General features: G+C 66.7%; 11 protein-coding genes. 3 read left to right on the top strand and 8 right to left on the bottom strand.

What is annotated here, in order from left to right; all coding sequences use genetic code 11:
• The coding region (locus JYJ84_RS18515; RefSeq protein WP_205189352.1) for a LysR family transcriptional regulator at positions 1–744 on the top strand (744 nt) is incomplete at its 5' end.
• A gap of 58 nt (positions 745–802) precedes the next feature.
• On the opposite strand, the gene JYJ84_RS18510 is transcribed toward JYJ84_RS18515, so the two are convergent.
• The 5 genes from JYJ84_RS18510 to speB all read right to left on the bottom strand — a co-directional run bounded on the left by JYJ84_RS18510 (position 803) and on the right by speB (position 6000).
• On the bottom strand, positions 803–1873 hold the full coding sequence (locus JYJ84_RS18510) for a porin (RefSeq protein ID WP_175221311.1): 1071 nt from the start codon (positions 1871–1873) through the stop codon (positions 803–805).
• Positions 1874–2032: 159 nt separating this feature from the next.
• Entirely contained in the window at positions 2033–3463 is a 1431-nt protein-coding gene (locus tag JYJ84_RS18505) for a cytosine permease (RefSeq protein ID WP_122944952.1), read from the bottom strand.
• 304 nt (positions 3464–3767) lie between these two features.
• The gene (locus JYJ84_RS18500; RefSeq protein ID WP_122944951.1) at positions 3768–4445 is read right to left on the bottom strand and encodes an SOS response-associated peptidase family protein; all 678 of its coding nucleotides are present in this window, start codon (positions 4443–4445) and stop codon (positions 3768–3770) included.
• A 129-nt stretch (positions 4446–4574) separates the two neighbouring features.
• Positions 4575–5039 (bottom strand): GNAT family N-acetyltransferase, encoded by a 465-nt coding sequence (locus JYJ84_RS18495; protein ID WP_122944950.1) that lies wholly within the window; start codon positions 5037–5039, stop codon positions 4575–4577.
• Positions 5032–6000 carry an agmatinase gene (gene speB / locus JYJ84_RS18490; RefSeq protein WP_122944949.1) on the bottom strand — a complete coding sequence of 323 codons (969 nt, stop codon included), beginning with the start codon at positions 5998–6000 and terminating at the stop codon, positions 5032–5034. The genes JYJ84_RS18495 and speB overlap by 8 nt, the downstream gene beginning before the upstream one ends.
• A gap of 127 nt (positions 6001–6127) precedes the next feature.
• Here speB and JYJ84_RS18485 point away from each other — a divergent pair, with 127 nt between their 5' ends.
• The gene (locus JYJ84_RS18485; RefSeq protein ID WP_122944948.1) at positions 6128–7045 is read left to right on the top strand and encodes a LysR family transcriptional regulator; all 918 of its coding nucleotides are present in this window, start codon (positions 6128–6130) and stop codon (positions 7043–7045) included.
• Between the two features lie 24 nt (positions 7046–7069).
• Here the strand turns inward: JYJ84_RS18485 and JYJ84_RS18480 are convergent, their stop codons facing one another.
• The gene (locus JYJ84_RS18480; protein WP_122944947.1) at positions 7070–7699 is read right to left on the bottom strand and encodes an NAD-dependent epimerase/dehydratase family protein; all 630 of its coding nucleotides are present in this window, start codon (positions 7697–7699) and stop codon (positions 7070–7072) included.
• A gap of 145 nt (positions 7700–7844) precedes the next feature.
• Positions 7845–8864, bottom strand: a complete 1020-nt coding sequence (locus tag JYJ84_RS18475; protein ID WP_205189351.1) for an AraC family transcriptional regulator — start codon at positions 8862–8864, stop codon at positions 7845–7847.
• A gap of 246 nt (positions 8865–9110) precedes the next feature.
• Here JYJ84_RS18475 and JYJ84_RS18470 point away from each other — a divergent pair, with 246 nt between their 5' ends.
• Positions 9111–10085, top strand: coding sequence for an alpha/beta fold hydrolase (locus JYJ84_RS18470; protein ID WP_122944944.1), 975 nt, complete (start codon positions 9111–9113; stop codon positions 10083–10085).
• A 99-nt stretch (positions 10086–10184) separates the two neighbouring features.
• Here the strand turns inward: JYJ84_RS18470 and JYJ84_RS18465 are convergent.
• The coding region (locus JYJ84_RS18465) for an FAD-dependent oxidoreductase (RefSeq protein WP_205189350.1) at positions 10185–10694 on the bottom strand (510 nt) is incomplete at its 5' end.

Below are 10694 nucleotides of genomic sequence, written 5' to 3'. Positions count from 1 at the left end.
GCCGGCGAAGCCGTCTACCGGATCGCGAGCGACATCTACGGCGGCATCTCGCGCCTCGAAACCGAAATCGACGACAGCACGGCCGACCTGACCGGTTCGATCCGGCTGCTGACGGTGAGCCGCATCGAGTCGCCCGTCTACGACGAATTCCTCGCGGAATTCCATCGCGCGTATCCGCGCATCGACCTGCAGATCGAAGTGATGCGCTCGTCGGACATTCTGTCTTCGCTGCTGCAGAAGACGGCCACGGCCGGGCTCGGCCTGTGCCGTACGCCGCACGACAAGCTGGAGATGCGATGCTTCCTGCGCCAGCGCTATGCGATCTACTGCGGCCGCCATCACCGGCTGTTCGGGCAGACGCAACTGCGCATGGACGATCTGCTCGCGGAAAATTTCGTGTCGTTCACGAGCGACCTGATCGGCGACAGCCTGTCGCCGCTCACCGTGTTTCGCGACCAGCGGGGCTTCACGGGGCGCATCGTCGCGTCGTCGCCGAGCCTCGATGAAGTGCGGCGGCTGATCTTCGCCGGTTACGGGATCGGCTGCCTGCCCGAGCACATCGTGCGCGACGACATCGCGCAGCAGCGGCTGTGGCGGCTGCCGCCCGACGACGGGCTCGTCGATGTCGACGTGTTCCTGCTGTGGCATCGCGATCGCAAGATGAACGCGGCCGAGCAGGCGTTTCTCGACGCGATGGAACGCTGCATGCAGCGCTATTCGCTTGCGGAGCGGCTGGGCAAGTAACGGCGCGAATGCGCCTGCCGAAAGCGCCGGGCGCATACGGCCCGGCGCGTCGGCCTCGTCAGAACCGATGCACGATACCCAGCTGCACACCGCGTGCATTCGCCCCCGGATACGCGAGCGGCAAGCCGGGGTTCGCCGCACCGGCGAGCGTATAGCCGGCCTGGTTGCGGTTGCGCAGGTACGACAGCGCGCCGTAGAAACTCGTGCGCTTCGACAGGTCGTACTCGTACATCAGCCCGAGCTGGTCCGCATTGTTGCCCTGCGACGACTGGTCGTGCAGATACGCGTAGCCGAGCGCCACGTAGTTCGCCGGATTGAACTGGTACTTGACCGACAACCCGTACACGCGCGAATCGATGCCGAAATCGGCCCACTTCACCGCGGAGAAGCCGCCGTACACGGTTGCCTTGCCGATCTCGTACGACGCGCCGGCCATGATCGTGCGATCGGTAGTGGTCGCCGTCGCGTTCTTCAGCCACTGGCCCGCGACGAATGCCCCAAACGGCCCGTGTTCGTAGGTCAGGTCGAACTGCTGGCTCGAGCCTGCCGAGCGCACGCCGCCCGCATCGCCGAACCCGAAGTACACCCCGCCCTGGAAGCCCGCGATCTCCGGGCTCTGGTACGACACCGTATTGCTGGTGCGGAACGCGAACACGGTCAGGTTGTCCATGCCGGACGCCTGCGTGACGCCGCCGAACGCATCCTGTCCGCCCTGGTCGTTGAACAGCGGCGAATTCTGGCGGCCCGCGCGCACCTTGCCCCACTGCCCCGCGATGCCAACCCACGCCTGCCGGTTGAACAGGCTGCCCGAACTCGCCAGCGAGCCGTCGTTCGGGTTGAAGCCGTTCTCCAGCGCGAACTCGATCTTCTGCCCGCCGCCGATATCCTCGCCCCCCTTCAGCCCGAACCGGCTCCCCCACTGGCCGCCGGAATTGATCGCCGCCGTGTAGCCGTTGCCCGTATTCACGTACTGCGCGAATTCGTCGATCACGCCATACAGCGTGACGCCGTCCTGCGCGAGCGCGGCACCCGATCCGCCAATGCACGCCGCCGCCACCGTCATGCGAAGACCGGCGTGCGCCATCCGCGCCCGGGAATCGCTTCCGCGGGCTGTCATTTGTTTAGTCATACTATTCAATCGTCAGAGAATGAAACGACACCGCGCGCGAAGTCGCACCGCACCGGCATCGTGGGAAAGGAAACGTGGGGAGGAGCCCGGCGCTGGCAGCGCCCGGCTCGCGCGGCATTCAGGCCGGCAGCCGGCCGGCCCGATGCGCGTGACGTGTCGTCAGTGGTGAGCTTCGCCGCGTTCGAGCGGCAGGATCAGGCGTTCGGGAATGCTGCGGCGCGATGCACGCGCGCCGATGTAATACAGCACGGCCGGCACGACCAGGCCGAGGATCCACGAGATGTCGGTGCCGCCGAGCGCGTCGACGAGCGGGCCCGTGTAGATGTGCGTCGACATGAACGGCAACTGCACGAGGATGCCGACCACGTAGATCGTGATCGCCATCACGTTCCAGCGGCCGTAGCGGCCGTCCGGATCGGACAGCGCCGGCACGTCGTAGCGCGAGCGCGTGAAGCAGTAGTAGTCGACCAGGTTGATCGCGCTCCACGGCGTGAAGAACGCGAGCAGGAACAGGATGAACGCGGTGAATTCCTTCAGGAACGAATGGCGGCCCGCGAGTGCGATGAGCGTCGATACGCAGATCATCCCGAAGATGTAGACGAGGCGGCTCTTCGACGACACGGCGCCCTTGCCGCGAAAACCGCTGACGATCGTCGCCATCGACATGAAGCTGCCGTATGCGTTGAGCGCCGTCACCGTCACCTTGCCGAACGCGATGCTGAAGTACAGCAGCGCGGCCACGGCGCCCGTCGAGCCGAGGCCGACGATATACGACACTTCATGGTGCGCGAACTGGCTGCCGGCCAGTGCTGCCGCAAACACGCCGAACACCATTGCCGCCTGCGCGCCGATCACCGAGCCGAGGCCGACCGCGACGAACGTCGCGACCGACGATGTCGAGCGCGGCAGGTAGCGCGAATAGTCGGCGACGTACGGGCCGAACGCGATCTGCCACGACGCGGACAGCGACATCGACAGCAGGAAGCTCGCGAGCGAGAAATGCTTGTTCGCGAGCAGCGCGCCGACGTCGTGGTTCGCGAACAGCTGCGAGAACATGTAGACGAACGCGGCGATGCCGACCACGCTCGCGATCCGGCCGACCGCATGGATCGCGCGATAGCCGAACACGGTCAGCACGACGATCACGGCCGCGAACAGCAGGATGCCGGCCGCGTCGTCGACGTGCAGCAGCTGCGCGACGGCCTGCCCGGCCAGCACCGAGCCGCTGGCGGAGAAGCCGATGTACATCAGGCACACGAGCACGATCGGGATCATCGCGCCATAGACACCGAACTGCACGCGGCTCGAGATCATCTGCGGCAGCCCGAGCTGCGGCCCCTGCGCACCATGCAGCGCCATCACCGTGCCGCCGATGAACTGGCCGAGCAGCAGCGCGACCAGCGACCAGAACACGTCGCCGCCGAGCACGACCGCGAGTGCGCCCGTGACGATGGCCGTGATCTGCATGTTGGCCGACAGCCACAGCGTGAACTGGCTCAGCAAGCCGCCGTGGCGCTCGGCGTCGGGAATGAAGTCGATCGAACGGACTTCGATCAGGCCGCCGGCTTTTCCACTGGGATTCGTTGACACGAGGAAATCTCCAAAATACTCAGGATCACAAATTGTTTGGACGAGACAGGAATCTGCGAGCCGCCCTTTCGGCTCTGCGGGTGCGGGGCGCCGTGGATCGCCGGCATGCGCCACGCACGCATGGTCTGCGCACTGGCGCGCAAGCGGCACGACGTGTGCCGACATTGCCAGCGGATGATCTTGTATATACAACTTGCCAGGTATCGGTGATTACCCGGGATCGGCCGACTTTTTTTAATTGTCCGAACAATCGGGATGCGTTCGACGCATCAAGCTGAAAGTAAGGCGTCTTGAAAATGAAAGGTCAGCTGCCCGCGGACGGGACCTGATCGGGCTCGGCCGTCATGTCGGCGGCGGGAAGCAGGTTCAGCATGCGCCGCGCGGCCTCGATGTCGCGCACGTGCAGCCATTCGTCGTAGTCGTCGCGGCGCAGGATCACGACGCCCCGCTTCTCTTCGCCGGGCCGATGCATCCGCGCGAACAGCGGGTGCGTGTCGGCATTAACCGTGAGCATCGCCATGCCCACGCGCTCGCGGCCATCGTCGCCTTCGTAGCGCCGCCAGATTCCGGCGACACAGCACGGTTGCCAGCCGTCGACGCCGATCCGGTGCCACACGTTGCGACCGGTTTCGTAGCACGGCTCGAAGATCCAGCGCACCGGAATCAGGCAGCGCTGGCCGTTGCGCCACGCACTGCCGTAGAGCCGCGACGAGCCGACCGTTTCCGCCCGCGCGTTCACCGTATCGAGTTTCTTTTTCTTACGGCCGTGCTCGTCGACCCGCTCGGGCTGCATGAATTTCGGCCAGAAGCCGAACACGGCCGCGACGACCGCCAGGCCATCGCCATCGGCGCGCGCGAGCGGCGCCGCGTAGTCGGGATACACGTCCGGTGCCCATGGGTCGCGGCGGTACAGATCGCCGATACCGATCTTCAGTTCGCTGATGCCCGGGTCTTCATCGGGGGCGCGGTAGTGGGTGCACACGGCTCGGCGGTCGATGGAAGCAATGGTTCCATCGTAGGTCAGCGCCGGTGCCGCGGTCGCGCTATCGTTTTGTATGACGAAACAGTTTTACGATTCGACGATGCGCCGGGAGCGTTCCGGCGCCTGCCGTCACGCGTGTTGCCCGATCCGCAGCGTCAGGATTTCGTCGCCCGCGTCGTCGAGCGTCCCCGTCGGCGTCCAGCCCAGATGCCGGTAGAAGCCGTGCGAGCGCGACGCCGGATCGGTCGAGCACCCGAGGAACAACGACGTGAAGCCGTTCGCCGCGAACGCGTCGATCACCTGCCGCAGCAGCCGCTTGCCGATCCCCGCCCCCTCGTACTCGGGCAGGATCGCGAGCACGACGATCTCGCCCGAATCGGTGTCGCCGAAACAGTAGCCGACCATGCGCCCGTTCGCGCAGCAGACATGGCCCGAGAACAGGCCATCCCGGATCCCGTCGCCCCAGCTTTCGACGGTGATGCCGAGGTCGCGCAACTGCGCTTCGGTGAATGCGTTCTCGCGCGTCTTGCCGCGCAGTGCGATGCAAGCGGCCGCATCGTCGGGAACGGCCTTGCGCCAGGTGAGTTCAGTCATCGTTCGATTTTTCCAGGGTCCGCCGCCGGCGCGATGCATACAGGCAGATCAGCTCCAGCGCGATCGTTGCGCCGGCCAGCGACGTGATTTCCGCATGATCATACGGCGGCGACACTTCGACCACATCCATGCCGACCAGGTTGATGCCTTCCAGGTGACGCAGGATCTCGAACGCCTGATGGCTCGACAGCCCGCCCGAGACCGGCGTACCCGTGCCCGGCGCGAATGCCGGATCGAGGCAGTCGATGTCGAACGTCAGGTACACGGGATGATCGCCGACCCGCTCGCGAATGCGCGCGGCGACCGCGGCGGGCGTCGACGCATGCACCTGGCGCGCATCCTGGATGTCGAAGCCCATCGGCTCGTCGTTGGTCGTCCGGATGCCGATCTGGGCCGACCGTTCGGGCACGACCCACCCTTCCCGCGCCGCGTGATAGAACATCGTGCCGTGATCGATGCGCTTGACGTCGCGGTCGGGCCACGTGTCGGTATGCGCATCGAAATGCACGAGCGACAGCGGCCCGTGCACCTTCGCATGCGCCTTCAGCAGCGGATACGTGATGAAGTGATCGCCGCCGAGCGTCAGCATCGCGCAGCCGCGCGCGAGGATCGCATCGGCATGCCGCTCGATCGCGCCCGGCACCGATTCGGGCTGCCCGAGATCGAACGCGCAATCGCCGTAGTCGACCGCGGCCAGCACGTCGAACGGATCGAACGACCACGGCCACGGGCGCTCCCACGCAATGCCCGTCGATGCGATCCGCAGCCCGCGCGGGCCGAAGCGCGTACCGGGCCGGTGCGATGCGGCGGAATCGAACGGCACGCCGGTGATCGCGAGGTCGACACCCTCGAGGTCGCGGCTGAAACGCCGGCGCATGAAGCTCGTCGCGCCCGCGAAGGTCGGTTCGGCCTGCGTGCCGTAGAGGCTGTCGCGCGTGAACGCGAAATCGTTCTGGCTCATCGTCGGATTCCTGTCTGAAGGGGAATGGCCGCACGGCTGGCGACCTCGTGCCCGATTGTGCCGCCACGGCATCCGACGAAAAATATGAACTAACATAAGCCGACTTCACGAAACGCGATGTATCGCCATGCTGACCCGATTGAGAGACATGGATTTGCAGCTGCTGCGGCTCTTTCTGACGATCGTCGAGAGCGGCGGCTTCAGCGCCGCGCAGGGCACGCTCGGGATGGCGCCTTCGACGATCAGCACGCAGATGGCCAAGCTCGAGACGCGTCTCGGGTTCCGGCTGTGCGATCGCGGCAAGAGTGGCTTCCGGCTGACGCCGAAGGGCGAACGCGTGCTGCAGTCGACACGGCGGCTCCTGCACGCGATGGACGTATTCACGCGCGATACCCAGCACGTGTCGGGCACGTTGCTCGGGGAACTGCGCATCGGGCTGTCCGAGCGGCTTGCACCGGACATCGTCGAATCGATCGCGGCGGCCGTCGGCGGCTTCCGCGAACGGGCGCCGGACGTGCTGATCGAGATGGTCGCGAACCCGCCCGACGAGCTGGAGCGCAGGCTGCTGAAAGGCGAACTGCAGCTCGCGATCGGCTATTTTTCCGGCCACCAGGCCGGCCTGCACTACGCGCCGCTGTTCGTCGAGCACCAGTCGCTGCACTGCGGCGCCCGGCATCCGCTGTTTGCGAAAAAAACCGTGTCGGTCAACGACATTGCCCGCGCCAGCAACGTCGCGCGGCTCTACAAGACGCACACGTCGGGTGCGGCGCCGCGCAACGCGCAGCCGACCGCGTTCTCCGAAAACGTCGATGCCGACGTGATCTTCATCCTGTCCGGCGCGCATGTCGGCTTCCTGCCCGACCACGTCGCAGCACCGTGGGTTGCCGCGGGGAAGATGCGCCGGCTGCTCGCGAGCAAGCTGAGCCATACCGTCGAATTCCAGCTCGCGACACCGAGGAACTGCGACAGCAGCGAGGCGCTGGAGGCATTCACGGCGGCGCTCGCCGACCAGTTCGGCAGGCTCGACGGTGTCGCGGGCCAGTGACCGACGCAGGCCGGGCGGGCCGCGTCAGACGAGCCGGTTCGACGCGATGACCTGCACACCCGGCCGCGCGTCGATCGCCGCGTCGACCATCGCGCGGGCGATCCGCGACGCGGGATTCACGCGCCACTTCGCCGGCAACACGGGGTGGGCCAGGTTCAACGCGGACACCAGCAGCCGCTCGCCGAACCTGAATTCGTCACGGCTGCCGCCGATCAGGCCGGGCCGCACATACGTGAGCGACGCGAACCCGACGCCGGCGAGCGCCTGCTCGACCTCGCCCTTCACGCGGTTGTAGAAGATGCGCGACGCCGGATCCGCGCCGAGTGCGGAATTCAGGACGTAAGCCGGTGTGCCGTAGCGATGCGCGAGCCGCGCAACCGCGAGCGGATAGTCGTGGTCGACACGACGGAATGCCGCCTTCGAGCCGGCCACCCGCATCGTGGTGCCGAGCGTGCAGATCACGGCATCGGCATGCCACCAGTCGGCCGCATCGGGCAGATGATCGAAATCGACCTCGAGCGCGCGCATTTTCGGGTGCGGCGACAACGGGCGGCGCGCGAGGACGATCACCTGATCGACCCGCGCATCGGCGAGCGCGACTTCGAGGACGTGACGCCCGACGAGTCCGGTCGCGCCGACGAGCAGCAGTTTCATGTCCGGTTCTTCCGTGTGGAGCCGGTGCTGGCGGACGCGAACGGCCCGCTTCCGGCTTCCTACATGATCGTCGGCCGCCTCGGCGCCGGCAACCTTTCAACATCTCTAAAAGTTACAGGGCGCGCTTGTTTCGGCGGGCAGCCCGCTACGACCCGGCCGTCTCCTGGCGCGACAGGCTCGGCGCGACACCCGTCCAGCGCTTGTAGGCCTGCGAAAACGACGACATGTCGCTGAATCCCAGTTCCTGCGCGATTTCCTTGATCGACAGCCGCCCTTCGGCGATCAACGCCTGTGCGCGAGTCTTGCGCACCGTGCTCGATATATCCCGAAAGCACGCGCCCTCTTCCTGCAGCCGGCGCTTCAACGTGCGCTCGCTCGTGTTGAGCAGCGTCGCGATGTCCTTCAACTGCGGCGGCCGGTCGAACGGGCGCGTGGCCAAGTATTCGTTGAGAAACGATACGAGGTCGACGCGCGTCCGCCTGCGCGTGATCAGCTCGGCACACATGCGCTCGCACATCGCCGCGGTCGCGGCATTCGCCTGCGGCAACGGCCGCTCGAGGTGTGCATGCTCGAACGTGAGCGTGTTGGCGGGCTGGCCGTGCCGGATCCTCGCGCCGAGCACCGGCTGCGTCACGTCAGGGCCGGCGCCAAACGCGAGGTCGAACGTCGCGAGCTCCAACGCGCTACCGATCACGTCGCCCAGCACGCGGCACGTCGCGCCCATCGCACGCTCGACGAAAAAGCGCTGCACGTCCGCGGCGAGCTCCGGCGACGCGTCGAACCGAATCGCGTCGTGCGGCCCGACCCGGCGGAACGTCATCCCGACGAACGTATAGGTCAACGCCAGGTAGCGGCCCGCGAGCGCGACCGCGTCCATGCCGGTCGCACTGCTCAGGAGCCCGTACCCGAGCAGCCCGTACGCCGAAAGCTGGTACGACAGGCCGACCTTGAGGCCGACGCCGGCCTCGCCGGCAGTCAAATCGAGCAGGTTCGACGCAACGGCCAGCTCCTGCGCGGCCAGCACCGTGAAATCCGGGTCGGCGAGCTGCTTCAGCGTGAGCTGCGACCCCTTGAGCAACGCCGGCGGCGCGATCTTGCGGTCGCGCCCGAATTCGATCATCAGCAGGACGGAAGCCGGACTGCGGGCAAAGTTCCAGACATTCATCAGACGCCTCGCGACGTGGGTTGGCCTAGATTCTAAAGCGGTTGGCCTGCCCCAGCATGGATCGCGCGAGCCCGTGCGCCGATGATGAACGACATCGCAACCCGCACGGCGTCGATCACCATGAAGCTCTCTTCGCTCTTTCGCCCGGCCTGCACTTTATTGCTGGCCGCCGGCCTGACGGGCGCTCCGCTCGCGCCGGCACGGGCTGACGATGCCGTTTCGCCCAATCCACCGGAGTCCGCCACCATGCCCAAGACCTACGCAGACCAGCCCGTCTGGCGCGACATGCAGAAATTCCTTCCGACCGACTTCCAGTGGAAAGACGGCCAGCAACCGACGGAAGAATGGTGGTCGTGGCACGGCCATCGCATGCATCTCGACACGTACCGCAACCCGCAAGCGCGGGTGAAGGTGATCCTGTTCCACGGCGTGGGCACCAACGGCCGGCAGATGTCGATGATCCTCGGCGAGCAACTGGCGCGCCGCGGCTACGAAACGATCGCGGTCGACATGCCCGAATACGGGATGACCGAGGTCGCCAGGGGCGCGCTGGTTCGCTACGACGACTGGGTGCGTGCCGGCAGCGATCTGATCGACGCGGAGCGCGCGAAGGACGGCCGGCCGATCGTGCTCTACGGGCTGAGTGCGGGCGGCATGCTCACGTATCACGTGGCCGCGCTGAACGGCAAGGTCGCGGGCATCGTCGGCATGACGTTCCTCGACCAGCGACTTCAGCAGGTGCGCGACGAAACCGCGCGCAACGTGTTCATGAGCCGCGTCGGCGGCACGATGATGCATCTCACCGCGATGACCCCGCTGAAATCGATGCGCGTGCCGATGACGCTCGCCAGCAAGATGTCCGCGCTCGTCAACGACCGCGATGCGCTGAAGGTGTGGCTGTCCGATCGCACCTCCGCCGGTAATGCGATGACGATCGCGTTCCTCGATTCCTACATGTCGTACCGGCCGGCGGTCGAGCCGGAGGATTTCGCCGTGTGCCCGATCCTGCTCACGCAACCAGCCGCGGACCGCTGGACGCCGCTGCACCTGAGCGAACCGTTCCTGCAGCGCGTGCGGAAGGTGCCGGTGAAGGTCGTCATGCTGGAGAACGCGGGCCACTATCCGCTCGAACAGCCGGGGCTGTCGCAGATGGTCGAGGCGATCGATGCGTTCTATCGCGAGGTGACGGCGCAACCCGCCGACGTCCGCGCGCCGTCCTGACGAGCAGTGCACGCGCCGGTGCGAAAGCCGGCACGGCAAACGGAAAGCCGCCGATGCGCACGCTGCGCATCGGCGGCTTCGTGTCACGCGCGATACGCGTCAGACGTGCAACGCATGCCCCAGCGCGCGCAGCGCGGCTTCCTGCAGCGCTTCGCCGAGCGTCGGGTGCGCATGGATCGTGCCGCCGATGTCCTCCAGCCGCGCGCCCATCTCCAGCGACTGCGAGAACGCCGCGGCCAGCTCCGACACGCCGCGCCCGACCGCCTGCCAGCCGACGATCAGGTGGTTGTCGCGCCGTGCGACGACACGCACGAAGCCGTCGGTCGCCTGCAGCGTCATCGCACGCCCGTTCGCCGCGAACGGGAACGACGCGCTCACGCAATCGACATCGGCCGCACGTGCGTCGTCCGGCGACCAGCCGGCCGTGACGATCTCCGGATCGGTGAAGCACACGGCCGGGATCGACGCGGGCATGAACTTGCGGCGCTTGCCGGCGATCAGCTCGGCGACCATCTCGCCCTGCGCCATCGCGCGATGCGCGAGCATCGGCTCGCCGGCAACGTCGCCGATCGCCCAGACGTTACGCATCGACGTCCGGCATTCGTCGTC

The sequence above is a fragment of the Burkholderia sp. LMG 13014 genome (assembly GCF_905232215.1).
In the GTDB taxonomy this organism is placed as follows: domain Bacteria; phylum Pseudomonadota; class Gammaproteobacteria; order Burkholderiales; family Burkholderiaceae; genus Burkholderia.
Note: the sequence above shows the minus strand (reverse complement) of the source record. Positions and strands in the feature narration are given on the sequence as shown.

What these genes read in the sequence shown, in the direction of transcription:
- JYJ84_RS18495 (WP_122944950.1), bottom strand. Translation starts at nt 5,039, where the DNA reads ATGACTGAACTCACCTGGCGCAAGGCCGTTCCCGACGATGCGGCCGCT.
- JYJ84_RS18480 (WP_122944947.1), bottom strand. Translation starts at nt 7,699, where the DNA reads ATGAAACTGCTGCTCGTCGGCGCGACCGGACTCGTCGGGCGTCACGTC.
- JYJ84_RS18485 (WP_122944948.1), top strand. Translation starts at nt 6,128, where the DNA reads ATGCTGACCCGATTGAGAGACATGGATTTGCAGCTGCTGCGGCTCTTT.
- JYJ84_RS18475 (WP_205189351.1), bottom strand. Translation starts at nt 8,864, where the DNA reads ATGAATGTCTGGAACTTTGCCCGCAGTCCGGCTTCCGTCCTGCTGATG.
- JYJ84_RS18510 (WP_175221311.1), bottom strand. Translation starts at nt 1,873, where the DNA reads ATGACTAAACAAATGACAGCCCGCGGAAGCGATTCCCGGGCGCGGATG.
- speB (WP_122944949.1), bottom strand. Translation starts at nt 6,000, where the DNA reads ATGAGCCAGAACGATTTCGCGTTCACGCGCGACAGCCTCTACGGCACG.
- JYJ84_RS18470 (WP_122944944.1), top strand. Translation starts at nt 9,111, where the DNA reads ATGCCCAAGACCTACGCAGACCAGCCCGTCTGGCGCGACATGCAGAAA.